This is a genomic window from Acinetobacter sp. YWS30-1 (genome assembly GCF_033558715.1).
Lineage (GTDB): Bacteria > Pseudomonadota > Gammaproteobacteria > Pseudomonadales > Moraxellaceae > Acinetobacter.
The window spans coordinates 1,862,600-1,887,293 of record NZ_CP114606.1 but is presented as its reverse complement, the minus strand read 5'-3'; the positions used below and the strand labels follow the sequence as shown (position 1 = coordinate 1,887,293).

24 protein-coding genes are annotated in these 24,694 nt (G+C 42.2%); 14 read left to right on the top strand and 10 right to left on the bottom strand.

Annotated elements, in window-relative coordinates:
• Nucleotides 1–5 precede the first annotated feature (5 nt).
• Entirely contained in the window at nucleotides 6–287 is a 282-nt protein-coding gene (locus O4M77_RS08870; RefSeq protein ID WP_004784063.1) for an acylphosphatase, read from the top strand.
• On the opposite strand, the gene ruvC is transcribed toward O4M77_RS08870, so the two are convergent.
• A complete protein-coding gene (ruvC, locus tag O4M77_RS08865; protein ID WP_004784062.1) occupies nucleotides 284–829 on the bottom strand; it encodes a crossover junction endodeoxyribonuclease RuvC in 546 nt (181 codons plus the stop codon). The genes O4M77_RS08870 and ruvC overlap by 4 nt on opposite strands.
• A 125-nt stretch (nucleotides 830–954) precedes the next feature.
• Between ruvC and O4M77_RS08860 the strand changes: the two genes are divergently transcribed.
• Nucleotides 955–1,521 carry an FxsA family protein gene (locus O4M77_RS08860; RefSeq protein WP_159124495.1) on the top strand — a complete coding sequence of 189 codons (567 nt, stop codon included), beginning with the start codon at nucleotides 955–957 and terminating at the stop codon, nucleotides 1,519–1,521.
• A 120-nt stretch (nucleotides 1,522–1,641) separates the two neighbouring features.
• A complete protein-coding gene (locus O4M77_RS08855) occupies nucleotides 1,642–2,280 on the top strand; it encodes a LysE family transporter (RefSeq protein ID WP_323713358.1) in 639 nt (212 codons plus the stop codon).
• 5 nt (nucleotides 2,281–2,285) lie between these two features.
• Here the strand turns inward: O4M77_RS08855 and O4M77_RS08850 are convergent, their stop codons facing one another.
• On the bottom strand, nucleotides 2,286–2,486 hold the full coding sequence (locus tag O4M77_RS08850; protein WP_323713357.1) for a hypothetical protein: 201 nt from the start codon (nucleotides 2,484–2,486) through the stop codon (nucleotides 2,286–2,288).
• A gap of 127 nt (nucleotides 2,487–2,613) precedes the next feature.
• Nucleotides 2,614–2,862, bottom strand: coding sequence for a hypothetical protein (locus O4M77_RS08845; protein WP_004784054.1), 249 nt, complete (start codon nucleotides 2,860–2,862; stop codon nucleotides 2,614–2,616).
• Between the two features lie 459 nt (nucleotides 2,863–3,321).
• Here O4M77_RS08845 and O4M77_RS08840 point away from each other — a divergent pair, with 459 nt between their 5' ends.
• Nucleotides 3,322–4,722 carry a serine hydrolase gene (locus O4M77_RS08840; protein WP_323713356.1) on the top strand — a complete coding sequence of 467 codons (1,401 nt, stop codon included), beginning with the start codon at nucleotides 3,322–3,324 and terminating at the stop codon, nucleotides 4,720–4,722.
• 76 nt (nucleotides 4,723–4,798) lie between these two features.
• Here O4M77_RS08840 and ahpF read toward each other — a convergent pair whose 3' ends face one another.
• A complete protein-coding gene (ahpF, locus tag O4M77_RS08835) occupies nucleotides 4,799–6,364 on the bottom strand; it encodes an alkyl hydroperoxide reductase subunit F (RefSeq protein WP_323713355.1) in 1,566 nt (521 codons plus the stop codon).
• Nucleotides 6,365–6,597: 233 nt separating this feature from the next.
• Here ahpF and O4M77_RS08830 point away from each other — a divergent pair, with 233 nt between their 5' ends.
• Both O4M77_RS08830 and O4M77_RS08825 read left to right on the top strand, forming a co-directional pair.
• Entirely contained in the window at nucleotides 6,598–6,816 is a 219-nt protein-coding gene (locus O4M77_RS08830) for a DUF1653 domain-containing protein (protein WP_004784046.1), read from the top strand.
• Between the two features lie 43 nt (nucleotides 6,817–6,859).
• Nucleotides 6,860–7,450: an O-methyltransferase gene (locus O4M77_RS08825; protein ID WP_323713354.1), complete on the top strand. Its 591-nt coding sequence runs from the start codon at nucleotides 6,860–6,862 to the stop codon at nucleotides 7,448–7,450.
• A 16-nt stretch (nucleotides 7,451–7,466) separates the two neighbouring features.
• Here O4M77_RS08825 and O4M77_RS08820 read toward each other — a convergent pair whose 3' ends face one another.
• Both O4M77_RS08820 and ahpC read right to left on the bottom strand, forming a co-directional pair.
• Nucleotides 7,467–7,673, bottom strand: coding sequence for a KTSC domain-containing protein (locus O4M77_RS08820; RefSeq protein ID WP_004784043.1), 207 nt, complete (start codon nucleotides 7,671–7,673; stop codon nucleotides 7,467–7,469).
• Between the two features lie 294 nt (nucleotides 7,674–7,967).
• Complete coding sequence (gene ahpC, locus O4M77_RS08815; RefSeq protein WP_004784041.1) at nucleotides 7,968–8,531, bottom strand: alkyl hydroperoxide reductase subunit C; 564 nt, start codon at nucleotides 8,529–8,531, stop codon at nucleotides 7,968–7,970.
• A gap of 362 nt (nucleotides 8,532–8,893) precedes the next feature.
• Here ahpC and hrpA point away from each other — a divergent pair, with 362 nt between their 5' ends.
• The 5 genes from hrpA (at nucleotide 8,894) to O4M77_RS08790 (ending at nucleotide 18,691) form a co-directional block, all read left to right on the top strand.
• Complete coding sequence (gene hrpA, locus O4M77_RS08810) at nucleotides 8,894–12,814, top strand: ATP-dependent RNA helicase HrpA (RefSeq protein ID WP_323713353.1); 3,921 nt, start codon at nucleotides 8,894–8,896, stop codon at nucleotides 12,812–12,814.
• 30 nt (nucleotides 12,815–12,844) lie between these two features.
• The gene (locus O4M77_RS08805) at nucleotides 12,845–13,954 is read left to right on the top strand and encodes a beta-ketoacyl-ACP synthase III (RefSeq protein ID WP_004784039.1); all 1,110 of its coding nucleotides are present in this window, start codon (nucleotides 12,845–12,847) and stop codon (nucleotides 13,952–13,954) included.
• Between the two features lie 14 nt (nucleotides 13,955–13,968).
• Nucleotides 13,969–14,727, top strand: a complete 759-nt coding sequence (locus O4M77_RS08800; protein WP_323713352.1) for a 1-acyl-sn-glycerol-3-phosphate acyltransferase — start codon at nucleotides 13,969–13,971, stop codon at nucleotides 14,725–14,727.
• Between the two features lie 154 nt (nucleotides 14,728–14,881).
• The gene (locus O4M77_RS08795) at nucleotides 14,882–16,888 is read left to right on the top strand and encodes a hypothetical protein (protein ID WP_323713351.1); all 2,007 of its coding nucleotides are present in this window, start codon (nucleotides 14,882–14,884) and stop codon (nucleotides 16,886–16,888) included.
• Nucleotides 16,889–16,975: 87 nt separating this feature from the next.
• Nucleotides 16,976–18,691, top strand: coding sequence for an AAA family ATPase (locus tag O4M77_RS08790; RefSeq protein WP_323713350.1), 1,716 nt, complete (start codon nucleotides 16,976–16,978; stop codon nucleotides 18,689–18,691).
• A 209-nt stretch (nucleotides 18,692–18,900) separates the two neighbouring features.
• On the opposite strand, the gene O4M77_RS08785 is transcribed toward O4M77_RS08790, so the two are convergent.
• Nucleotides 18,901–19,353, bottom strand: coding sequence for a DUF441 domain-containing protein (locus O4M77_RS08785; RefSeq protein WP_179992424.1), 453 nt, complete (start codon nucleotides 19,351–19,353; stop codon nucleotides 18,901–18,903).
• A 136-nt stretch (nucleotides 19,354–19,489) separates the two neighbouring features.
• On the opposite strand from O4M77_RS08785, the gene O4M77_RS08780 reads away from it, so the two are divergent.
• On the top strand, nucleotides 19,490–20,197 hold the full coding sequence (locus tag O4M77_RS08780) for a 16S rRNA pseudouridine(516) synthase (protein WP_323713349.1): 708 nt from the start codon (nucleotides 19,490–19,492) through the stop codon (nucleotides 20,195–20,197).
• 10 nt (nucleotides 20,198–20,207) lie between these two features.
• Here the strand turns inward: O4M77_RS08780 and O4M77_RS08775 are convergent, their stop codons facing one another.
• From O4M77_RS08775 to O4M77_RS08765, 3 genes are all read right to left on the bottom strand, one after another.
• Nucleotides 20,208–20,651: a GNAT family N-acetyltransferase gene (locus O4M77_RS08775; protein WP_004784033.1), complete on the bottom strand. Its 444-nt coding sequence runs from the start codon at nucleotides 20,649–20,651 to the stop codon at nucleotides 20,208–20,210.
• Between the two features lie 99 nt (nucleotides 20,652–20,750).
• On the bottom strand, nucleotides 20,751–21,098 hold the full coding sequence (locus tag O4M77_RS08770; protein WP_159124009.1) for a type II toxin-antitoxin system RelB/DinJ family antitoxin: 348 nt from the start codon (nucleotides 21,096–21,098) through the stop codon (nucleotides 20,751–20,753).
• A gap of 113 nt (nucleotides 21,099–21,211) precedes the next feature.
• On the bottom strand, nucleotides 21,212–22,120 hold the full coding sequence (locus tag O4M77_RS08765; RefSeq protein WP_323713348.1) for a pseudouridine synthase: 909 nt from the start codon (nucleotides 22,118–22,120) through the stop codon (nucleotides 21,212–21,214).
• A 129-nt stretch (nucleotides 22,121–22,249) separates the two neighbouring features.
• Here O4M77_RS08765 and tsaE point away from each other — a divergent pair, with 129 nt between their 5' ends.
• Together tsaE and mutL are read left to right on the top strand one after the other, a co-directional pair.
• Nucleotides 22,250–22,726: a tRNA (adenosine(37)-N6)-threonylcarbamoyltransferase complex ATPase subunit type 1 TsaE gene (gene tsaE, locus O4M77_RS08760; RefSeq protein WP_034590094.1), complete on the top strand. Its 477-nt coding sequence runs from the start codon at nucleotides 22,250–22,252 to the stop codon at nucleotides 22,724–22,726.
• Entirely contained in the window at nucleotides 22,719–24,689 is a 1,971-nt protein-coding gene (gene mutL, locus O4M77_RS08755; protein WP_323713347.1) for a DNA mismatch repair endonuclease MutL, read from the top strand. The genes tsaE and mutL overlap by 8 nt, the downstream gene beginning before the upstream one ends.
• The last annotated feature ends 5 nt before the right edge of the window (nucleotides 24,690–24,694 follow it).

The window sequence follows — 24,694 nt, the reverse complement described above, 5'->3', positions numbered from 1 at the left end:
TAAAAATGCAGGCCATTCATTTAATCATTCAGGGTAAAGTGCAGGGCGTGGGCTACCGTCGCTGGTTTGAACAACAAGCAATTCAATTAGGTTTAAAGGGTTTTGTACGTAATCTGGAAACAGGCGAAGTTGAGGCTATCATTGTTGGGAAGGAAGCGATTGTTCGGAAAATGATCCAGCTCAGCAGAACTGGACCACAACGTGCAAAAGTCACTGCAATTCATCAGCAGAGTTTGAATCTTCAAGACGCTGATTTTCAGGATTTCAAAGTATTAACTGAAGATTAACGGCGGCGAGTGCTGACCCGGCTGCGTCCGCGTGCCATGCCCCCCAATGCATTCAATACGGCCATTTTACTCATGCTGCCTGAAGCATGGGCATGACAAATGGCAGCAGCGAGTGCATCCGCAGCATCCTGTTGTGGCTTGATTGTCAGGTTCAGAATACGCATAACCATCATCTGAACCTGTTCTTTGTCTGCAGCGCCATAGCCCACAACAGACTGTTTGATCTGCCGCGCCGTATATTCAGCAACTTTCAGATCTAGGTTCACCAAGGCAGCCACTGCGGCACCACGTGCCTGACCCAGTTTAAGAGCAGAATCCGGGTTTTGTGCCATAAACACCTGTTCCACCGCAGCCTCGGTCGGGCCGTAAAATTTGACAATCCGTTCTACACCGGCAAAGATTCGTTTTAAACGTTCAGGCATTTCCGCTGTTTCAGTTCTAATCGTTCCCGCATCAACAAAAGTAAGTTTTGAACCTTCTTTCTGGATGATACCGTAACCTGTTAGACGCGAACCGGGATCAATCCCAATAATTAATGACATGCCTGCACTTTAAAAATAAAATAATGCCCATATTGTTACATAAGCGTATCAAAAAAGCTTGATCCTGATGAAGCAGTTGATTACAGCATCCTAATATTTATTTTACTGAGATTAGATTAATTTTCATGAAATTATTTCTTATTATCCTGGCCGGCTTAGTCCTCGAAGTATTTGTATGGATTGGCGTGGGTGACCTTGTCGGGAGCATGTGGTACGTATTTTTCTGGTTCGTGGCGGCTTTCTTTATCGGTATGAACCTGATCCGGAAATATTCGGCCGGTGTAATGCCACAAATGCAGCAAATGCAGATGGGACAGATGAGTGCAGATCCGGCATTATCAAATAATTTGCCTAAAATCTTAGCCGGCTTTTTCCTGCTGATTCCTGGTTTGATTAGTGATGTGCTTGCGGTATTAATGCTGATTCCACCTGTACAACGTGCTTTCCAGGCAGCCATGATGAAAATGATGATGAAACGTCAGCAAGCCATGATGGAAAAAATGATGGGTGGCATGATGGGCGATGTCGGTGGTGGTGCAGGCCAAAACCCGTTTGCTGAAATGATGCGTCAAATGCAGGATATGCAGAACCAGCAGGGTGGTCATGGCGATTCAACCATTATTGATGGTGAAGCTCGTGAAGTGACCCCGGAAGCCAAGAAAATTGAAATGAAAGATGTGAACAAGAAATAAAATCACGCTTTCAATATAAATACTTCAAGCCGAATCTCATGATTCGGCTTTTTTATTGGAACTTTCTAATTTCATTAAACAAAAGTTATAATAGTTTTTTTACCATTTGATCTTTTTTAAATGTCCTTGCTTTTTACCATCTGTTTTCTGCATTTTGTTGCTCAATTAAGCCCGGGTCCTGACATTTTACTTATCGCAAAAAGTGCTGCTTCTACGACACGTATGAATGCCTTAAAGGTGATTGCCGGAATTTCAGCGGGGATCGTGGTTTGGGTGATATTGACGCTAGCTGGCTTTACCGTACTGATCGATCAGTTTCCCTGGATTCAGCAAGTATTGATGGTCATCGGTGGGTTATTTTTGGCCAAAATGGGCTGGGCCATGCTAAAAGGTGGATGGCAAGGTTTTCAGAACAGGCATCAAGCTCAAGATGATTTAAATACGGTAGAAGCACCAAAAAGTTACTTTATGCAGGGTTTATTGACTAATCTGTCGAATCCTAAAACCCTGATCTATTTCAGTAGCGTATTTTCACTTGCACTGAGCTCATCAGCTTCTGATTATTTAAAAGCGCAACTGGCAGTGATTATTCCGCTGCAAACCTTTATTACTTTTACTTTACTGATGCTATTAATTTCCCATCCTAAAATTAAAGAGGCTTACCAGCGATCAGGAAGTTATATCGATATGATTTCAGGCGGGTTATTCCTGATTTTTGCAGTCTGGTTATGGTATGACGCGCTGGTTCTAATGAACTAAAAATCTTAATTCGATGGGGTAACAGAGGAGTTTTTGGTAGAAAGTTGCTGTGCAGCGGAAGCGTCAGAAACTGGATGATCATGTTTCTGCACTGGAGACTGATAACGATTCGGTTTAAGGGTGGCCTCAGTATTTTCCGAACCCTGATAACTGCGACTGCGATTGGCACGCTCACGTAAGCCGCCTTTTTTAATTAACTGAACCATTTTCATTTCTCACTGCAAGATGACTTATTGTAATTCAAATTTTCTATTCTGGCAGCGTTTCATATTCAAGTTAAAATTGCATAAAAAAGACCTGATCCAAGTCAGGTCTTACTGGAGGATAAAAAAATTAGCGCGGACGTTTATTATCTTGTTGCAGCACATCAAATAAAGATGATTGAGCTGGCACTTCTTGTTGCTGTGACTGGATATAAACATGCATTACCTTGAATGCGATTGCAGTAACCAGACAGGCCACCAGACATAAAATCCAAAAACCATAAGGGCTGCGAATATTATGTGAGCCACAGGCATGACATTCTTTTTGGCCAGCTTCCACAACTTTATCGCAGCACGCACAGTGATATTGATAGTACATTGCTAAGCTCCATTACATTTCTGATATTTTTTTTGTTATCTTTCACGGACTTTTATTTCAGGTCTGCATGTCATGTTAATGATGCAATTAGACGCTGACAAGTCATATAACAAAAAGTTACCCAAGTCTCAGTGAGGAAAACAAATAATAATTGGCTAAGTACATAACATCATTAAGTTATTCCGAGAAATTTCTCTGGAATAATTAACTATGCTATCTATCAATTCATAAGCAATTTTTGAACCAGTTCGAGTGGAGCTTAAGAACAACAAGTATAAAATGGGAAATAGACAGGGCAAAAACTTAGATGAATTGATCTGCCCTAAAAAATAGAATGATATGGAATATATTTTGCTTATTTTTTAACTATTCGTTGCACTGTATTAAGTCTATAAAAATGTTTAATTTCAATAATTTTTATGAAACTGCATTATAAACTTAAGGAACAATACTGATCTCATGAAGAAAATATCACTGTTTTTATCATCCTTGCTCTATATGAGCAGTCTTTATGCACAATCGGATATTGAAAAGGAAGTTATTGCCCAGTTTCAGCAGGATTTTAATGCGCAAAATTATGCAGCAATTTTTGAAAAGTTCTCACCTGAAGCGAAAAAGGCGATTCCTTTAAATATGTTTGAAAAAGTCTCTAAAGACTTACAGCAGCAACTCGGCAAAATACAAAGTCTTAAGTATATAGAGTCTAAAGGTAAAGAGACTGCAGTCTATAAGGCTAACTTTGAAAAAGACCGTCTGAAACTCAGCATGAGTTTGAATAATGATCAACAGATTTCCGGCCTTTTATTTACGCCCTATATCGAATCTACCGCAGCAAATAATAAGACAGTCAATGCTATTCAAGGCTATCCAAAAGCGATTGCAGAGAAAATTTATCAGGCTACTCGTACTTTTCCAGAACAAACTCAAGTAGCGATAGCGGTATTAGATCAGGACAAACCCCATTACTATGGAGTACAGAAGCATAAGGACAAAATCCAGGCCAAGGCCAATCAGGATAAAATCTTTGCAATTGGTTCTCTGACCAAAGTAATGACATCAACTATATTGGCTGAATTGGTAACACAAAATAAAATTAAACTCGATGACAAGATTAATTCTTATTATGCATTTCCATTTAAGGACAATATCCAGATTCACTTTCAGGATTTAGCCAATCATACGTCCGGACTGCCACGACTACCGAGTAATTTGGAAGTAGATGATGATACTGATCCATATAAGGAATATGATGCAGCTAAACTGGAAGAATATTTAAAAAATTCCTTAGAGCTTGAACATGCAAATAACAGTGGAAAAGTGCCACATTATTCTAATTTGGCTGTGGCTTTATTGGGACAGAGTTTGAGTCAATCACAAAATAAGGATTTTGCTGAGTTACTTAATGAATATGTCTTTAAAAAGTATGGGATGAAACATAGCTATACCTCGCTTGATCAAGCAGCTAAGCAACTTGTGTCTGCATTTGATGCCCAAGGAAAAGAAATCACCACCTGGGCATTTGATACCTTTTTACCTGCGGGCGGTGTACTCTCTACAGCTTCAGATTTAACCAGATTTGCACAAGCTCAACTCGATGCAAAAAATGCGGCAGTACAATTAACTCAGCAAGCAACCACAGAACAAGCAGGTAGCTACCAATTGGGATTGGGCTGGTTTGTGCGAGAACAGGAAAATGGCACCAAAATCATCTGGCATGGGGGAAATACCGCAGGGCATTCTGCTATTTTGATGATTGATTTAAACAAGAAAAAGGCAGTGACGATTTTAGCCAATGTCGCTGCTGTACATCCTGAAATGGGAAATATTGAAAAACTGGCTGCTCAACTTTTACAGGAATAAGTCAGCTTTAAGATATCTTTAAGATATAAAAAAAGCCCGCATTGCGCGGGCTTTTTTAATTCATGAATTTTAAATCTTACTGACCAGAGCGAATGATGTAATCGAAGGCAGATAATGATGCTTTGGCACCTTCACCAGTCGCGATGATGATCTGTTTGTAAGGAACAGTGGTACAGTCACCTGCAGCAAACACACCTTTGACATTGGTTTCATTGCGCTCGTTAATCACAATCTCACCACGGTTAGTTAGCTCAACATCGGTTCCTTTCAGGAAGTCAGTGTTTGGCAACAAACCGATCTGAACGAAGATCCCTGCAAGTTCTACTGTGTGCTCTTCATCAGTTGCACGGTCTTTGTATTTCAACGCTGTGACTTGTGAACCATCACCCATCACTTCGGTAGAAAGCGCATTTTTGATCACAGTGGTGTTTGGCAAGCTGTGCAGTTTGTCCTGCAATACCTGGTCCGCACGCAGTTTGGTATCAAACTCAACCAGCGTTACATGCTCAACAATACCTGCAAGGTCAATCGCAGCTTCTACACCGGAGTTACCACCACCAATTACCGCTACACGTTTACCTTTGAACAATGGACCATCACAGTGTGGGCAGTATGCAACGCCACGGGTTTTGTATTCTGCTTCACCTGGAACATTCATTTCTCTCCAGCGTGCACCGGTAGACAGAATGACTGTTTTAGATTCAAGTTTGGCACCATTTTCTAAAGTCACCTCTACCAGACCATTGGCTGTGCGATCTGCACCTTTGATGTCAGAAACGCGTTGCAGGTTCATGATGTCAACACCGTATTCACGAACGTGTGCTTCCATCTCAGCAGCAAATTTCGGACCTTGGGTTTTTTGCACTGAGGTATAGTTTTCGATGTCCATGGTATCCATCACCTGACCGCCCATACGTTCAGCCACGATCCCAGTTTTGATGCCTTTACGTGCTGCATAGATCGCTGCAGTATTCCCTGCAGGTCCACCACCGATCACTAGGACATCAAATGCGTCTTTGGCATTGAGTTTTTCCACGTCTTTGGCTGCGGCATTGGTATCCAGTTTGGCAATGATTTCTTCCAGTGTCATACGACCCTGACCGATATGTTCATTGTCCTGGAAGACCATTGGTACGGCCATGATTTTGCGTTCTTCCACTTCGTCCTGAAAGAAAGCACCATCGATCATGGTTGCTGTTGTACCCGGGTTATAGATGGCAATCAGGTTCAATGCCTGCACCACATCAGGACAGTTATGACAGCTGAGTGATACGAATACATCAAAGTCAGATTTGATCCCCAAACCTTTAATTGATTCCAGAACTTCGGCAGAGACTTTTGGTGCATAGCCTGAAGTTTGTAACAATGCCAGAATCAGGGAAGTAAACTCATGGCCCATTGGCAAGCCTGCAAAGAACACACGAGGCTGTTCACCGGCTTTTGCCACACCAAAGCTTGGTGCACGTTTGTTGGTACCGTCAAAACGGGCAGTGACTAGATCAGAAAGCTGAGCGATTTCCTCAACCAGTTCTTTGATTTTGGCTGACTTGTCAGAGCCATCCAGAGTTGCCACTAATTCAATCGGGCCTTCCAAACGTTCAAGTAGTGTTTTTAATTGAGCTGAAGTATTTTGATCTAACATTGCTAACGTCTCCAAAGGAGTAAGAATTCATTCGATAAGTAGATATTAAGCTAAATCGATAAATAGATAAAACAGTTTGTTTTTATAAATTTGATCGGTTTTGCAAATGTATTGAAAAATTCATGATTAATTTCAAGCTTATATATGGATGCTTAGCATGAATTTTCAAGTAGTTTAGAATGATATTGCTCTTTTTCTGTTAATATCAGAATTCTGCATTTGAGAGTTGAACGATGGAATTACAACGCGGTATTTATCAACATTATAAGGGTAAACTTTATCAGGTCCTGCATGTGGCAACACATAGTGAAACGGAGGAAAAGCTGGTGGTTTATCAATGTCTTTATGGTGACTATTCGATTTGGGTTCGACCGCTATCCATGTTTACGGAAAGTATTAATACCAGTGATGATCGTGAAGTAGAACGCTTTAAATTGGTTCAGGCACTTTAATCAATCCATAAAAAATTTATTTAGATCACCTCAGGGAAGAGCAATGAATCAATTACAACATTTTGAAAGTTTCATGCAGGAACTGTATAAGACCTTTCATGCGCATGATCTTCAACAAACTGAACGTCTGCAACGTTATCGAAATATTGAGCCTGAATCAGGCCGATTTTTATCATTACTCATTCGTGTCCAGCAATCCAAACGTATTCTGGAAATCGGTACCTCTACGGGTTATTCCACTTTATGGCTGGCCGAAGCCGCCCGGCAGACTCAAGCGACGATTACAACATTAGAAATAGATGCAGAAAGAGTTGCGCAGGCCGAGCAGTATGCAAATCAGCTAGGTCTGGATAATTTGATTGATTTTAAAGTGACAGATGCATTGCATTATCTGCAAGCTGAGCAGGACGTATTTGATTTTATATTGTTAGATGCGGAACGTGATTCTTATGTGGATTATTGGACCCATTTGGCCCGATTACTCAAGCCAAAAGGTGGAGTATTACTGGTGGATAATGTGATTTCACATGCTGCGGAAGTAGAAGAATTTATTCAGCTAATCCAGCAGGATTCAGGTTTTATCATGAGTACGTTGCCGATTGGAGCTGGCTTACTCATAGTGACTTATCGTTAAGCAGAAATTAGTTAAATTAAAACAGGCAAACCCGGTCAAAATGTAAGTTGTATTCAAGATATTTCTGTACAAAGGCCATTTTATCTTGTCGTCTTAACAGGTTGTCATAAACAAATTCGGGAACAGGATGGTAGAGCTCTATATCGCCATTGCTATAAATGATTTTCAGGTGGCGGCTAGAAGGACTATAAGCCCATGAGATCACGGTTAGCAGTTTTTGCATACGTTTTCCTCCACTGAATATTATTATCTTATGTCTTGAACTTATGCCAACTGACATTGAAGATGTATAACTGAATTGTAAGCATAAGTAGGGGATTGTTATGAAGAGGATGCAATATGCATGCCTGATTTTTATATGATCTTTAAAGTGAAAAATAAAGATTTGGTAGGATGGCTTTAGATAGAAGAAAAGGGAAAATAAAACGTTTGGCCAATAGAGCAATCAAATAAATGTTCAAATAAAAAAACCACGCTAAAAGCGTGGTTTTTTTAAATCAGTTCAATCTAATACAGATTAGATTTTACCAACTAGGTCGATTGAAGGAGCAAGAGTTGCGTCGCCTTCTTTCCATTTAGCTGGGCAAACTTCGCCTGGGTGAGCGTGTACATATTGAGCTGCTTTAACTTTACGAAGAAGTTCTTGAGCATCACGACCGATACCGCCAGCGTTGATTTCAACGATTTGGATTTTACCTTCTGGATCGATCACGAAAGTACCACGGTCAGCAAGGCCGTCAGCTTCGATTAATACGTCGAAGTTTTTAGCAAGAGTCCAAGTAGGATCGCCAACCATTACATATTGGATTTTTTTGATTTCTTCAGAAGAATCGTGCCAAGCTTTGTGAGTGAAGTGAGTGTCAGTAGAAACTGAGTAGATTTCAACGCCTAATTTTTTGAATTCTTCGTAGTTGTCAGCAAGGTCGCCAAGTTCAGTTGGGCAAACGAAAGTGAAGTCAGCTGGGTAGAAGAATACTACAGACCATTTACCTTTAAGGTCAGCTTCTGTTACTTCGATGAATTTACCATTTTGGAACGCAGTTGTTTTGAACGGTTTAACTTCAGTATTAATTAAGCTCATCATTGTCTCCATGATTGAGGTTTGTATTTAATTTCCAATAGGGTACAGAAATTATTTTTCTTGCTGAAACAGTATTTTTACATAACATACATCGGAAAAACCGAATTAAGCTAAAAATAAAACACCATCAGCACAAACAGCATTGCTCTTGATATAAATGATTCAACCGTAGAATGGTGAATACATCATGACAAGACTCACCCCGGTTTAATGCCTCTTCAGACATGATGCCGCAAGCAGTAAAATTCAAGGGCAAAAATTAAAAAATTATAAAAATATTCAAAATGTCCGTTCTTTCGCTTAGGGGCAATACAGCGTAAAATAGCTGCCTATTGTCTTTTTTTATATCAGGTGTTTTCTCAGTGCAGAGTCCTTTAAATGTAGATCAGCTCGTTATGGCGCGTGACCGTCATCGTTTAAATCGACTCCAAAAAGGTAAAGATGCCAACCAAAAGCAATATCAAGAATTATTTGAAAAATCGCATGCCAAAGTCATGCAGCGTATCGAACGCATTCCCAATATCAAGCTGAATCAGGATCTGCCTGTTACCCAGTATGCAGACAAGCTGATTGAAGCGATCCAGCAACATCAGGTCATTATTGTGGCTGGTGAAACCGGTTCCGGTAAAACTACGCAATTACCACAAATCGCCATGCTGGCAGGTCGCGGCCTGACTGGTCTGATTGGCCATACCCAGCCACGTCGTCTGGCTGCGCGTAGCGTATCACAGCGTATTGCGGAAGAAGTTGGCGAGAAACTGGGGGAATCGATCTCCTTTAAAGTCCGTTTTAATGAACAGGGCTCGCAGGATTCGATCGTCCGTTTGATGACGGATGGTATTTTATTGGCAGAGCTAGCCAATGACCGGTTCCTGACCAAATACGACACCATCATTATTGATGAAGCCCATGAACGCTCGCTGAATATCGATTTCATCATGGGTTATCTCAAGCAGCTGTTGCCGCGTCGTAAAGATTTAAAAGTGATCATTACCTCGGCAACGCTGGACGTAAACCGTTTTAGTAACTACTTCAATGGTGCGCCGATCTATGAAGTGGAAGGACGTAGCTATCCGGTAGAAGTGCGTTATCGTCCAATTTCTGAAATGAGCATTGTCGGCAGTGATGACGACGAATTTGATGATTTTGAAGAAAATCTGCCACGCGCAGTGGTTGCAGCAGTAGAAGAATGTTTTCAGGATGCACAGGAAAAAGGTCATCCGGAACATGCTGATATCCTGATTTTTGCCAGTACCGAACAGGAAATTCGTGAACTGCAGGAAACCTTGATCAAGCATGGTCCACGCCATACTGAAGTACTTCCTTTGTATGCGCGTCTGGCACTGGCTGAACAGCAAAAAATCTTTAATCCATCGGGCGGCGGTCGACGGATTATTATCGCCACCAACGTAGCAGAAACAGCATTAACTGTTCCGAACATTCGTTATGTGATTGATAGCGGTTTTGCCCGTATTTCCCGTTATAACTATCGTTCACGGGTGCAGCGTTTACCGATCGAAGCGGTTTCTCAAGCTGCTGCCAATCAGCGTAAAGGCCGTTGTGGCCGTATTGCGCCAGGTGTCTGTGTTCGTCTGTATAGTGAAGAGGACTTTTTAAGTCGTCCTGAATTTACCGAACCTGAGATTAAACGGACCAATCTGGCATCCGTTATTTTACAGATGCAAAGTCTGGGCCTAGGTTCACTGGAAGATTTTGATTTCATTGAGCCACCAGATCACCGCCTGGTCAATGATGGTCGCAAGCTCTTGATTGAGCTTGGGGCAATGACGGAGAAAAATCCCCCTAAAGTTGCCAACGAAAAGCAGTCGGCAACTTCTTCCCGCTTTACTAAAGGGGGAACACAAGGGGGATTAACCAAGATCGGTCAGCAAATGGCGAAAATGCCGATTGATCCACGTCTGGCGCGAATGATTCTTGGCGGTGCGCATTTTGGTGCGCTGAATGAAGCTTTGGTGATTGTCGCGGCGCTGGCAGTACAAGACCCACGTGAACGTCCTGCGGATAAGCAGATGCAGGCTGATCAGAAACATGCCTTGTTCCGTGAAGCAGATTCAGATTTTTTGTTTTATATCAAGCTCTGGGATACCCTGCATAACAACCGTGAGAGTATGAGTGAAAACAAACGCCGTACTTTTGCACGGAATCATTTCCTGAGCTGGTTACGTCTGCGTGAATGGAAGAAAACTCATGAGCAGCTGGTGGATCTGGCTAAAGGCTTAAAACTGTCCTTTAATGAAAAGAAAGCCAGTTATGAAAATCTGCATCGCGCTTTATTGACTGGCTTACTGTCTTTTATTGCCAACAAGACTGATGAACGTAATGTGTTTATGGCAGTTCGTCAGCAGAAAGCACGAATTTTCCCGGCATCAACGCTGCACAAGACGAATACCCCATGGGTGATGGCTTTTGAAATGGTTGAAACCTCGCAGGTGTATTTACGGACTCTAGCGAAAATTGAGCCGGAATGGATTCTGCTAGCTGCGCGTGACTTGCTGAAACATCATTATTTCGAACCGCACTGGTCGAAAAAAGCGGGTGTAGTCAATGCCTATGATCAGATTTCGTTATTCGGTCTGATCATCGAGCCGAAACGTCCGGTCAATTATGAGAAAGTGGATCAGCCAGCTGCACATGAAATCTTCCTGCGTGATGCACTGACTACTGGCAATCTCGGTATTAATCCACCATTCCTGAAGCATAATCTGCTGAAACTGGAAGAAGTGGAACGGGTCGAAGACAAACTGCGCCGTCGTGATCTGGTGGTGGATGAAGAAACCATTTACCAGTTCTATGCCTCCAAAGTACCACCTGAAGTAGCCAGTCGCCGCAGTTTTGAAGACTGGCGTGCTACAGTAGAGCCACATGATCCACGTTATCTGTTTATTGATGATGATGCGCTGTGGCTGAATGATCGTCCAACCACACAACAGTTTCCGGATTATTTACATAATGGTGAATTGCGTCTGGCGACCAGCTATCGTTTTGACCCAAGTCATGATGAAGATGGTGCAACGGTTAAAATTCCGCTGCAGGCTTTGCCGCAGGTCGATGAAAATATCTGGTCATGGGGGATTCCGGGCTGGCGTCTGGAGCTGATCGAAGCTTTATTAAAGACTTTGCCTAAAGATAAACGCCGTAGTCTGGTGCCGATTCCAGATACTGCGAAAAAGCTGGCAGCCCGTATTGATGCAGTCAATTTACGTGAGCATATTTTCAGTTTTCTGGCTTTCCAGTTGCGTGGCGAGCAGATTACAGAAAAAGATTTTAGTCTGGATCGGGTTGAGCAATATCTCTTACCTTTGATCAAGGTGATAGATGAAAAAGGTCACGTGATTGAACAAGGCCGTGATCTGGCCGAGCTAAAAGCCCGTTACCGTACTGAAACTCATAGCCCGGTGAAACAGTTAAAAGGTGAATTTAAAACCTTCCCGGAAAACTTTGTCTTTGAAGCATCGCAGAAAGTGACGGGTGTAGTCGTTAAGCAATATCAGGCACTGGTTCCTACCAAAGACTTTGCTGCACTGGAACAGAAAGATGAATCTGGTGTCGTGATTCAGACCTTTAATGATCAGGCTGAAGCCGTCAAACAGCATCGTGAAGGGATCATTCGGCTGGTGCATATGCAGCTCGGAGATCTGGTGCGTCAGCTGAAAAAACAGATTTCCAAACCGCTGGCACTGGCATATTCACCGCTTGGCGATAAGGCCCAACTGGAGCAAATGTTAGTTTATGCCACACTCCACCTGTCAATTAATGAGCTGCCTGTCAATATGCAAGAGTTCCAAAAGTTGGTAGAGGATGTAAAAAAATCTTTCCTGACTCATGGCCAGACTGCACTGAAAGAAATCACGGATATTTATATCCAGTGGCAGGAAATTCGTCGTAAATTACTGGTTTTAGACCCATCTATATTTGGAAAAAATATTGATGATATTGAGGATCAGCTTGATTTGATGAGTCTTTCTGACTTCGTTTATCGGAAACCTTCCGACGTATGGTCAGAATTTCCACGTTATTTGAAAGCCCTGATCTTGCGTTTAGAGCGCTTGCCAAATAACCTACAGAGGGATGATTCCGCCATTGACCAAATTGATCCCTGGATGGAAAAATTATTTAAGTTTAAAAATGACGCTCGCGTTAAAGAATTGTATTTTATGGTTGAGGAGTTAAGGATCTCATTGTTTTCTCAACCGATGAAAACGAAAACACCCATTTCTCCAACTCGCCTGCAAAAAGTATGGGAACGTCTTGGAATCAGTTAAGATATAGGTCATTTTGAGAAGGAGTTTTACATGGGCATCCGTATTACGGGTACTGGCTTGTTCCATCCGGAAGATGTCATTACCAATGAAGAGTTAGTTGAAAGTTTAAATGCTTATGTGGAACTGTATAATCACGAAAATGCAGATAAAATCGCTGCAGGCGAATTAGATGCGCGCCGTGGTTCTAGCGCAGAATTTATTGAAAAAGCGTCAGGCGTACAACGCCGTTATGTGTCAGAAAAAACTGGCATCCTCGATCCAAAACGTTTACGTCCAAATCTACGTGAACGTTCAGATGATGAAATTTCCCTTCAGGCAGAATGGGGCGTGATCGCAGCAAAACAGGCGATGGAAAATGCTGGTGTCACTGCTGAAGATATCGATGTTGTGATCCTGTCATGTTCAAATCTGCAACGTGCTTATCCTGCGGTTGCGATTGAAATCCAGACTGCTCTGGGTATTCAAGGTTATGCGTATGACATGAACGTCGCATGTTCAGCAGCAACTTTTGGTTTAAAACAGGCTGCCGATGCCATCAAAGCAGGTGCACGTCGTGTATTGCTGGTAAATGTCGAAATTACCTCTGCACATACCGATTTCCGTTCACGTGACTGTCACTTTATTTTTGGTGATGTCGCAACTGCATCGATCATTGAAGATACTGAAACTAAAACCGGTTTCGAGATTCTGGATACATCATTATTTACCCAGTTCTCAAACAATATCCGTAATAACTTCGGCTTCCTAAATACGTCTGAAAATGCAGATATTGACGACAAACGTTTCCGTCAGGACGGTCGTAAGGTATTTAAAGAAGTGTGTCCACTGGTTGCCAAGATGATTACTGCTCAACTTGAGAAAAATCATATTGCACCTACAGATGTAAAACGCTTCTGGTTGCACCAAGCCAATGCCAGCATGAATGAATTGATTCTGAAACTGGTAGTGGGTAAAGAAAATGCCAAACCAGGTCTGGTACCTATCATTCTGAATGAGTTTGCCAATACTTCTTCCGCAGGTGTCATTATTGCCTTACATCGTACTGCAAATGAAGTTGAAGACGGCGAATATGGCGTACTGTGTTCATTTGGTGCAGGCTATTCAGTGGGTTCAATCCTGGTACAAAAACGCGTGGCGTAAGCCGGGAGTATATTTTGCAGGTCAAGCATGACGCAGCATGGATCAGGCGCTTAAGTGCCTTATCCAAACTGTATTTCACGCCTACTTTTTTAGGGGCTGAAAATATTGATGCCAGTCGACCTGCAATGTATGTCGGTAATCATTCCATGTATGGCATCTTTGATGCGCCAATGTTGATTGATTACCTGTACAACCAACATCAAGTGGCTGTGGTCAGTATTGCTGATCATAGCCATTTTTATGTGCCGCTATGGCGTGAAGCAGTGAAGAAATTTGGTGCTATTGATGGCATACAGGACTATGTCCGCTCGGCCATGCAGCAAGGCTACTCGATTCTGGTCTTTCCGGGTGGTGGCCGTGAAGTGCTCAAGCGGGAAGGTGAGCAGTATCAGCTGATTTGGAAAGAGCGTTATGGCTTCCTTAAGCTGGCTCAAGAGTTTCAATACGATATAGTCCCTTTTGCTGCACTGGGCAGTGATGAAATCTATGAGATTGGATTTGATGCCAATAAGATCATTCAACATAAGTATTTTCAAAAATTATTAAAAATTCCCCAACTCAATAAATTATTACGTCATGGTGACGTGATTCCTTCCTTACCTAAAAATCTGTTTCCCAAACGCTTGCCTTTTTATTTTCAGTTTATGCCGCGGCAGCCAATTCATCATGTGCAGCACGAGAATGATCTGATTGATTTTCGTGAGTATTTACAACACAAGATCTATCAGGGGCTAGAACTGTTGGCTGACAGACGTCGGCAAGATGAAGTCTAGGTCTTTTCATCATTCCTGCTTTGCTTTACATTGAGATCGAATCGTCTAAAAAATCACCATGCTTCAATTTCTGTAATAGAAAGGAAAAAGCGATTTTAAAGGATTGAAATTCAGTAGGTCTGTAACTCAATAGGGTTAAAACGAAGGGGGAAATATGGAACAGGAGGGTTTGTTACTGCCATTCAGACAGCTCGCTGAACAATGCCTCAGTATTTTTCCTGAGTTAAATCAGCTGTATCTGGATCAAATGGCGCTTATTGGTCATGTGAATGCCCAGAATTTGTTCAGGATTCATCAGGATGAGCATCGAATTGATCTGCTTAATGGCTTATTAAATATACAGCTATATACACCTCAAGATTTAAATCTGGAAAGTCCCCATGCCTTAGCAGAAATGCAGATTGATTCCAGGCTGGCTAAAGCAGAGGCTTTGGAAGAATTTTTTTTTCAGGATATTTACTTTCTGACTGGCGATTTAAAGCCCCAGCATTCCCTGTTTTTACGTGATAAAGCCAAACAGCTCCGTCAACTTATTATTGATCAAGTCTATATATGGGTTAATGCGCCTGACCGAGTTGCTAATTGCTTAAAACAGATGTCGCTTGTGCAGGCTGAAATCATCGACTCCTTTATGATTAAAGCCGAAGTTTATACTCAGCCTTGTATCAGTAATTGTCTTCAAAGTGGACATGAGATTCCGGCGCATGTTTTAAAACAGCTACAGCAAATCTTTTCCTTGCAACATTTGCAGTCAGATGAGTTTCTATCGATTCAGTCAGTGATGGACAGTCTGGATGCATTCTGTTTCAGTGCGCCCGAGTTTCTGCACCCAGCGACTTTCCGGATTATCTCCTTATCCTTTGAAAACCGGTTCAATCTGCATGAGCTGAATGACCATATTGACGATATCCGTTTGCTGTATCGGCATGCCGAAGAGCAAAGTCATCTACTGGGCTTTGTACGGCTGATGAATCGTGATAGCTGGCATCGGAGTGATCTGCTATCCAAACGCAATTTTCTGGAAAATAATCCTTATTTATGGCAAAAAAAAGTCGCCAAACTTCCCTTATTTGATTGTCATCGGGTAGTGAACTGGCTATTTAAACAGCCTGCGGAAATTTTGGATTGGCTGAGCAGCAATATTCAACATAGCAGTGTGCGGGTGGCGGCAACAGCTTTAAGCTTTATTGATACGCATCATATTCATCCGCAGATTGTGTTAGCCACCTTGCAATATTTTCAATATATCGCAGCACGTCTGTTTATTGATGATGTTCATCAATATGCCATTCAGCATTGCTGGTTTGAGCATGAGCTAAATCGAACAGTTGTTCTCAAAGGGATGCGTCAGGCTGTTGAGGATCATCGTATTGCGATTAGTCCATCGATTTTATATCTGGATGAATGGATCGGATTATTGCGGGATGTAGTGGCAATGGATGATCAGATGACTAAAAGAGTTTACGCCAACTTAAGTCGGGTCATGCAAGCTTATATGCAGCATCTGTATAAGATTACCCGTGATTTGCCTGAAGAGGTGTTGGCTTATATTCGGCCCCAAACTCAGCAAGACCGTGATTTTTATAACGTGCTACAACGTAACCAGATTCCATTTGTAGAGTTCAGGAAGCGTTTTTATTTACACGCCCGGCATGTACGTGAATCCTGTTTTGATGGTTATATCCGCGATTATCTGCCGGAGTATTTTTCTACTCAAACAGAAGTGCCTAAAAATTTAAGCTGGACCAGTTTATTTACGCAGGCAGTTGCCTGGCATGAGCAGATTCAGAAGCAGGAAATTATTGCCAAGCTCAAAAAAGACTTTGCTTTAGCCAGCTGGAGGCCACTCACACAGGCACATTTTCTACTGTATTTTAATTGGCGTTTTGAGGAGTTGAAAACACTAGAGCGGATTATTGAAGAAGCTAGAATATTCCGGAACTGTCTGGCTGCAAGTTATGCACAGCGTATAGTTGAAGGTGAATATGTGGCTTTTCGCATGTCACATCCTGCAATCAAGTTACCTCTGATTTTAGGTTGTCAGTTGCAGAATGACCAAGTCATCTTTGACCAGCTTGAGTATCCAAATAATCAAAAAGCGGAAGTTGAATATATCAATATTGCCCAGCATTTTATTAACTGGTTAAACCTGCAGGCTTGACCTGATTCAATGCTTTTCTGTCCGTGAAGCTTAACTTTTCCGGCAAAAATCGTTAGGCTATAGCCGTTCTTTTACGGTATCTCTTTTATGAAACAGGAAACTGCACTTAAACTCTTAAAAGCAGGGGAAAATGTCTTTTTAACCGGTTCTGCGGGTGCAGGGAAAACTTATACGCTTAATCAATATATTAATTATCTGAAAGCCCGTAAGGTGTCGGTCGCTATTACTGCATCGACTGGTATTGCGGCAACGCATATGAATGGTATGACCATTCATACCTGGGCCGGAATCGGGATCAAAGACTTTTTGTCTGAAGAAGACCTGAAGCGCATGAAAGAGCGTAAATACCTGAAAGAACACTTGGAAAATGCGCAAGTTCTGATTATTGATGAAATTTCCATGCTGCATGCCAAGCAGCTCAATCTGGTCAATCAGGTGCTGAAATATTTCAAGGAAAGTGATGAAACTTTTGGTGGGATTCAGGTCATTGTAGCAGGGGACTTTTTCCAGTTGCCACCCGTTGGGAAAAATGATGAGCGTAACCGCGATAAATTCTGCTTTATGTCGGATGCTTGGGTTGAAGCCAAGTTTCGGATTTGTTATCTGACCGAGCAGCATCGTCAGGGTAATGACTACCTGAATGATATTCTGAATGCCATTCGTGCGCAGGCCATTTCACCTGAACATCGTTCAGCATTACAGGCCACACGTCAGCAGGATATTGGCGATACCTATACACGTCTCTATACCCACAATATGGATGTCGACAGCATTAACTTTAAGCATCTGAATGAAATTGATCAGGATCCCCGCCAGTTTGATGCGCAATGTGATGGTAATGAAAAACTGATTGAAACCTTAAAGTCTTCAGTCCGTGCACCCGAAGCCTTAACCCTGAAAAAACATGCCAAGGTCATGTTCGTGAAAAATAACTTTGATATGGGCTATATCAACGGCAGCTTGGGTGAAGTGATCGGCTTTGAAGATGATGATGAGCATGGGGTTCTGCCAAAGGTCAAACTGACAGATGGAACTACCCTGATTGTAGAGCCTGAAACCTGGTCGGTGGATAATGAAGCAGGCAAAACCATTGCCAGTTTCCAGCAGATTCCACTACGTCTGGCTTGGGCAATCACCATCCATAAGTCTCAAGGCATGACACTAGAAGCTGCTGAGATTGACCTGAGCCATACCTTTGAAAAAGGTCAGGGCTATGTAGCATTATCCCGTTTAAAAAGCTTAAATGGTCTACGCTTGAAAGGCTTTAATGAACAGGCTCTGGAACTGGATAGTCTTGCCATTAAAGCTGATCGCCGCTTTCGGGAACTGTCGGATGAAGCTGAAGCGAATTTTGAAAACGTGGATTTGACTGTACAGCATAAGGCCTTTATCCGTCATTGTGGTGGTACTTTGAATGAAGTCGAGATCCAGCGCAATGAGAAGAAAATTGCCAAAAATGGTGGCAAGCAAAACTACGCGACTGCAACCTTGGATGAAACCCGTGAATTGTTTAAAGAAGGTTATGAGATTTCCGATATTGCCACTGAACGTGGTTTAACGCCGGCAACCATCATTAACCATCTGGGGCGTTTGCATAAGGAGCAAGGGCTGGATATCTCAGTGGCTCATCCGGGTGAAGAAGTCGTTGAACAAGTCCGCAAGATTTATAAACGTCTAACCAAACGTCAAAACTCAGATCATTTTAATGATGATGGCAGTATTAAATTACGTCCGATCGTGGAACTGACCAGTCCGCGTATGGGTTATGATCAGGTACGTTTGGCTTTGCTGTTTGTGGAATAAAATTTGAGTTTTTAAATTTTAGTATTTAACCTGAGCTTTTACTTTTGAAAGATCAAAAGTAACAAAAATCTTTTGTTGGATTGAAGGTACATCCTGTACCTCAATCCAACGAGCGACATCCATGTCGCTGATCATGTGATTTAATACTTTGCAGTTCATAATTTTAGAATGTTAATTTTTAAGAATATTGCACAATCATGGTTAAAGGCTTATTGCGTTCCAATCAATAACGATAAAATCCCGGCCGCAATTAATGGCCCGACAGGGACACCACGAAGTACCGCGACACCTGCGACTGTACCAATTAATAGACCTGCAACGACATCAGGCTGACTCGACATCAGTTTCACCCCACGTCCACCAAGCCAGGCAACAAATAGACCGATTGCAATTGCTAGTAAAGATTTCCAGCTTAGGAAAGATTTAAGAATACTTTCACCGGGAATTTTCCCGCTAGCAATCGGAGCCAATACGCCAATGGTTAAAATAATGATCCCGATATTTAGGCCATGTTGCTGTACATAAGGTAAGAGTTCATTGAGAGGCGTGATTTTTAATACGATCAACACGGCCGCAGCAATAGTCACAGCAGTATTATGACTAAAAATACCGCAAGCCAGTAGAACCAGAAGAACAAGCAGATTCAAATCAAGTTGGGACATGAGGAGATAAAAAAATGAAAAGTCACAGGATTATAGGCTTTTTAGCCATTTAAAGGGAGAATGCTCTACAAGAAATGAATCTGGCTAGTTTTCAGTATAGAATGCGCCTATCGTTCGTATAAACAGGTTCAGACAGATGCTATTGGAAAAAATGTTGCAATCACAAGGTTTCGGTTCACGAAAACATTGTCAGCAACTGATTAAAAATGGTGCTGTTTCGATTCAGAATGAAATCATTGATAATCCCAAGCATAAGCTGAATCTGCAAGATCTAACCTTTAGCGTCTATGGTCATGAATATCGCTATTGGGAAAAAGTATATATTGCGCTCAATAAGCCTCAAGATTATGAGTGTTCACATCAGGCTACCCATCATTTCAGTGTATTTGATCTGTTTGATGACACCTTGTTAAACCGTGGAATTCAATGTGTAGGTCGTCTCGATCAAGATACAACTGGACTGTTATTGCTGACCGATGATGGTCAGTTTCTACAAGCATTGACGCATCCCAAAAAACATGTGGCGAAAGTTTATCAGATGACTACTGCCGATCCCGTGACAGATGAACAGATTCAACAGCTTGAACAGGGTGTGGAATTGAGAAATGAAAAAGGCACCTTTGCTGCTACAGATATTGTCCGTCTGGATGACAATCGTCTGCAAATGACCATTCATCAAGGGGTTTATCATCAGGTGAAACGTATGCTGGCAGCTGTTGGCAATAAAGTGGAACAGCTGCATCGTGCCCAGATTGGTGTGTTGGCCTTGAATGAGCTGGCAATAGGGGAATGGACCTATCTGGACGCAGAACAAGTGGCACAGGCAAAATTCCGTACCGGATAAAGTCTAGTATTTATTTCAGGAAACAATGGAATGTCACGAATTCATTGTCCTGAATAAATCCAAGTGACTCATAAAGTTTATGTGACTGATAATTGGTTTTTTGCGTTTCCAGGCTGATTCGAAGCGCATTTTCATGTCGGGCAAATAAAATAGCAGTATCAATCAGTTGCTTGGCTGCACCATGCCGGCGATAAGGCGGGCTAATATAGACATCGTCCAGCACATAATAGGTAGAACATGCGACTGAGGAAAATCTTAAATACAGCAGAATAAATCCGGTAAAAATATCATCCTTGGTGTTGATAAAAATGACAGTTTGACCATCTTCAAAACGCTGTTTCAAAAACTCGTAAGATAAATCCAGATTGGAAGAAGTACCATAAAATTGACGGTACTCATCAAATAAAACGGCCAGGTTAGGTAGATCTTCTGACTGGGCACGTCGCACGATCATCGGCTTACTCCATGTTAATTTTATTATTTATCATTAACATCAAGCATAGCGAAGTTTGAAAGGAGAGAAACTTAAGAATTGTTCGTAAATGCAACAATGTTAAATTTTGTCGCTTTCACCTAAAATAGCATTCAGTTCTTCAAATAAATCAAAATGATCATCATCCAGATTCATTTCCTGATGATCTGCTGGAATCGCTGTAGCACTTGGACTTGAGCTTTGTTCTGCCTTAATTTCATTCTGTTTCTGCTTGCGTAACTTGATCAGCTGTTCCAGATTAATATTCTGATTTTCAATCGAGAAGGGGATTGATTTGGTCAGAACCACCTGTTTAAAAAAAAGACGAACTGCCTGAGCCGGCGTAATCCCCAATTGTTTAAATACTGCAAATGCCTGTTTCTTTTCTTGGGAATCCAGGCGAATTTGATAAACTTCAGTTTTTCTCATAATATTTTCAAAGCTTTAAATTACTTAACTTTTCGCCTTATTCTAATCGATAACTTCGGGATTTCAATCCTCAAGTTGCCGTTTTTAGAAAATAATCTGTAATGACAAGAGATTTACAGTGTCAATTCAAGTTCAGAGCTAAATTGCATCTGCTTTTGGGTAACGGGATCCCTAAACTGAATGTGTTTGGCTAGTAGCTGTAACGGTGCAGAAAAATCATCATCCGCCTTATGGGAAACCTGCGGATAAAAAGGATCATTCTGGATCGGAATCCCCAAATGACTTAAATGTACCCTTAACTGATGCTGCTTTCCTGTATGCGGTTTTAGCTCATATTTGCCCCATTGCTGATCATGTTGCAGCAATTGAATTTCGGTTTCGCTATTAGGCTCTCCTTCTACCACCTGCATGGTATAAAAGGGCTGGCCTTTTTCCATTTTCAGCTTTGTGATGAGCGGAAAACTTAAATCATCACGATAAGCCGCAATCGCATGATAAGTTTTCTGTACTTGCCGAGTCGCAAACATTTGCTGATAAACCCCACGCGATTGCACACATTTTGAAATCAGCACCACACCTGCCGTTTCACGATCTAAGCGATGAATTGGAGTGAGATGTTCATTTCCGGTTTGCTGTTTTAGGCGTACCAGCAAGGTTTCCTGTACATATTGCCCAGTAGGACTCATGGTCAGAAAATGCGGTTTATCAACGACCAGCAGATGTTCATTCTCAAACAGAATCTGATGCTGAAAAGGAACATGCACTTCGTGTGCCAAAAAACGATAATAAAAACAATGAGTATTTGCTTGAAAAGAACTTTCGATGCTTAAGGTGTTGCCCTGAGCATCATAAACCAGACCATTATCGAAACGGGATTGCCATTCGCTCGACTCAATATGTGGAAATTGTGCACAGAGATAAGCATAGACTGTCTTGGGTGAATCTGATGTCACTTGCAGGAATACTTTACTTGCCGTAACTCCATTCAGCATGGGTGGGCTAAATTCAACAGTCGAAGTCATCACAACGTGGATCTATCTCTGGTCTGGAACGGATGCTGTGAAAAAATACAGTTTCTCACAGAGGTGAATAGGCTTTTAAAGCGTTGCGATGCTATCATAATTATTCTTTTTCATCATGTCGTGAGTAATATGCCTTATTCATTTAATGTCACTTTAAAACATGAAGATGACACCCAAAATCTGGCCAAAGTTCTGGCAAATAATTTTTCTTCGGGCGTTATATATCTGATTGGTGACTTGGGTGCGGGGAAAACCACGCTGACGCGTTATTACTTACAACAACTCGGTCATAAAGGCTCAGTAAAAAGTCCGACTTATACGCTGGTGGAGCCGTATCAGGTGAATGGTCAGGATATCTTTCATTTTGATTTATATCGTCTCAATGACCCTTATGAACTTGAATTGATGGGAATCCGGGATTATTTAGAAACTCCCAATGCGCTATTTTTATTTGAATGGCCTTCTAAGGGTGGCGATGAAATCCCGCAAGCCGATTTAATTATTGAAATTTTAAAATCAGAAGATGAGCTGACCCGTACCGCGAGTCTGATTTCTTCTAATCTGGCTTTACAGCAAGCTTTGGAGCGTGAATTCCCAAATGGTTGATGATTTAAGCATACGCCGTATCCGTGCACTTGATCCTGCGCTGGCGAACCAGATTGCCGCAGGTGAGGTGATTGAACGTCCTGCATCTGTGGTCAAGGAGTTGCTGGAAAACTCGATTGATGCAGGTGCGACCGAGCTGATCATCCGGGTGGAACAGGGCGGCAGTACGCTGATTGAAATCATTGATAATGGCCGAGGCATTCATTATGAAGATTTGCCACTAGCCGTAATGCGTCACGCGACCAGTAAGATTCAGACAGCTGAAGAGCTGCATGCGATTACCAGTTTGGGCTTTCGTGGTGAAGCGCTGGCCTCGATTGCCGCAGTGTCTCGTCTGACTTTAACCAGTAGCCAGAATGAAGATGGCATTGGCTATCAGGTAGAAGTGAACGGCACGGCTTTTGATCATCAGGAGATTCAACCGGTCGCAGCCTCCAAAGGTACCCAGATCCGGGTGCAGGATTTATTCTTCAATGTTCCGGCGCGGCGCAAATTCCTGAAAAAGCCCGGCACTGAATTTGGACATATCGAAGAAATTGTTCGCCGTATGGCTTTAACGCATTTCGATATTCGCTTTGTATTGGAACATAACCAAACCATCAAGCTGAATTTGCCGGTTGCCGATAGTGGTGCTTTGCGTTTTCAACGTGTGCAACAATTACTTGGCCGTCAGTTTACTGAAAATGCTTACTGGATTGATGCAGACAGTATCAATATGCGTTTATCAGGCTGGCTCGGACATCCTTCGGATGCACGGGCTCAAGCCGATCTGCAATATGTCTATGTGAATGGCCGGATCGTTAAAGACAAGACCATTTCGCACGCTTTGCGTATGGCTTATGATGGTATTCTGCATGGCCATCAGCATGCCGCTTATTTACTATTTCTGGAAATCGATCCAGAAAGCATCGATGTCAATGTACATCCGACCAAACACGAAATTCGTTTCCTGAACCAGCGTGAAGTACATGAATTTGTACGTCACTATGCCAAGGAAACTCTGGCGCAATTTCAGACTGCGAGTGCTGATCTGGCTGAGGCGATGAAAACTGAGTCTGAAGCTGTTGCGATAACACCTCAGCCGCGCTATCAAGAGCAGTTTAGCCTGCATCAGTCCGTAGCCACTCAACCGGTTATTCCAGTCACATCTCCGTATCGTCAGCATGAAGAAGAAGCTTCTGATGTGTTAACGGATTTCGAGTTATCAGGTCCACAAACTGTGCATTATGCGCAGGATTATAATAAGTCATATTCGGGTTCACAGCAGCTGAATAATGCCTTGAAAAGTTATCTCGCGCCGTTAAGAGAAACTGAACCGGAAATCAATAATTCAGCATCGGATACATTTCAGTCACATTTACAAAGTAAAGTAGATGAGCATCCTTTGGGGATTGCGATCGCCCAACTGCATGGTATTTATATTCTGGCGCAAAACACCGAAGGCCTAATCATCGTAGATATGCATGCGGCGCATGAGCGTATTCTGCTGCAACAGATGAAAATGGCTTGGGATAAACCGGAATTCTGGATATCCCAGCAATTGCTGATTCCTAAAGTGGTGAGCATTAGTCGTATGCAAGCCATGCGTGTTGACGAGCTCAAAGATCAACTCGCTCGTTTAGGCCTGGAAATTGACCAGTATGGTGATGAACAGGTCATTGTACGGGGCGTACCGGCCATTTTGCATAAAGCTGATTTTGATGCCTTGATCCCTGAATTATTGAATGATCTGGATCCTAATGATCAGGGACAGGGTTTAATGCAGAAACGTGACCAGATTCTTGCAGGTATGGCCTGTCATGGTGCAGTACGTGCACATCGAATGTTGAGTCTGTCAGAAATGAACGCTTTGCTGCGCCAGATGGAACAAACTGAATTTGCGAGCCAATGTAATCATGGTCGTCCAACCTGGCGAGCATTTCCATTGTCTCAACTTGATAAACTTTTCGCTCGAGGAGAGTAGCCTTA

Excerpts from the sequence above, each read along its gene's own strand:
- O4M77_RS08825 (WP_323713354.1), top strand. The coding sequence starts at position 6,860 with ATGAATCAATTACAACATTTTGAAAGTTTCATGCAGGAACTGTATAAG.
- O4M77_RS08870 (WP_004784063.1), top strand. The coding sequence starts at position 6 with ATGCAGGCCATTCATTTAATCATTCAGGGTAAAGTGCAGGGCGTGGGC.
- mutL (WP_323713347.1), top strand. The coding sequence starts at position 22,719 with ATGGTTGATGATTTAAGCATACGCCGTATCCGTGCACTTGATCCTGCG.
- O4M77_RS08790 (WP_323713350.1), top strand. The coding sequence starts at position 16,976 with ATGAAACAGGAAACTGCACTTAAACTCTTAAAAGCAGGGGAAAATGTC.
- O4M77_RS08785 (WP_179992424.1), bottom strand. The coding sequence starts at position 19,353 with ATGTCCCAACTTGATTTGAATCTGCTTGTTCTTCTGGTTCTACTGGCT.
- O4M77_RS08770 (WP_159124009.1), bottom strand. The coding sequence starts at position 21,098 with ATGAGAAAAACTGAAGTTTATCAAATTCGCCTGGATTCCCAAGAAAAG.
- O4M77_RS08780 (WP_323713349.1), top strand. The coding sequence starts at position 19,490 with ATGCTATTGGAAAAAATGTTGCAATCACAAGGTTTCGGTTCACGAAAA.
- O4M77_RS08765 (WP_323713348.1), bottom strand. The coding sequence starts at position 22,120 with ATGACTTCGACTGTTGAATTTAGCCCACCCATGCTGAATGGAGTTACG.
- O4M77_RS08805 (WP_004784039.1), top strand. The coding sequence starts at position 12,845 with ATGGGCATCCGTATTACGGGTACTGGCTTGTTCCATCCGGAAGATGTC.
- O4M77_RS08830 (WP_004784046.1), top strand. The coding sequence starts at position 6,598 with ATGGAATTACAACGCGGTATTTATCAACATTATAAGGGTAAACTTTAT.
- ruvC (WP_004784062.1), bottom strand. The coding sequence starts at position 829 with ATGTCATTAATTATTGGGATTGATCCCGGTTCGCGTCTAACAGGTTAC.
- O4M77_RS08795 (WP_323713351.1), top strand. The coding sequence starts at position 14,882 with ATGGAACAGGAGGGTTTGTTACTGCCATTCAGACAGCTCGCTGAACAA.
- ahpC (WP_004784041.1), bottom strand. The coding sequence starts at position 8,531 with ATGAGCTTAATTAATACTGAAGTTAAACCGTTCAAAACAACTGCGTTC.
- ahpF (WP_323713355.1), bottom strand. The coding sequence starts at position 6,364 with ATGTTAGATCAAAATACTTCAGCTCAATTAAAAACACTACTTGAACGT.
- tsaE (WP_034590094.1), top strand. The coding sequence starts at position 22,250 with ATGCCTTATTCATTTAATGTCACTTTAAAACATGAAGATGACACCCAA.
- O4M77_RS08850 (WP_323713357.1), bottom strand. The coding sequence starts at position 2,486 with ATGGTTCAGTTAATTAAAAAAGGCGGCTTACGTGAGCGTGCCAATCGC.
- O4M77_RS08845 (WP_004784054.1), bottom strand. The coding sequence starts at position 2,862 with ATGTACTATCAATATCACTGTGCGTGCTGCGATAAAGTTGTGGAAGCT.
- O4M77_RS08820 (WP_004784043.1), bottom strand. The coding sequence starts at position 7,673 with ATGCAAAAACTGCTAACCGTGATCTCATGGGCTTATAGTCCTTCTAGC.
- O4M77_RS08855 (WP_323713358.1), top strand. The coding sequence starts at position 1,642 with ATGTCCTTGCTTTTTACCATCTGTTTTCTGCATTTTGTTGCTCAATTA.
- O4M77_RS08840 (WP_323713356.1), top strand. The coding sequence starts at position 3,322 with ATGAAGAAAATATCACTGTTTTTATCATCCTTGCTCTATATGAGCAGT.
- O4M77_RS08775 (WP_004784033.1), bottom strand. The coding sequence starts at position 20,651 with ATGATCGTGCGACGTGCCCAGTCAGAAGATCTACCTAACCTGGCCGTT.
- O4M77_RS08860 (WP_159124495.1), top strand. The coding sequence starts at position 955 with ATGAAATTATTTCTTATTATCCTGGCCGGCTTAGTCCTCGAAGTATTT.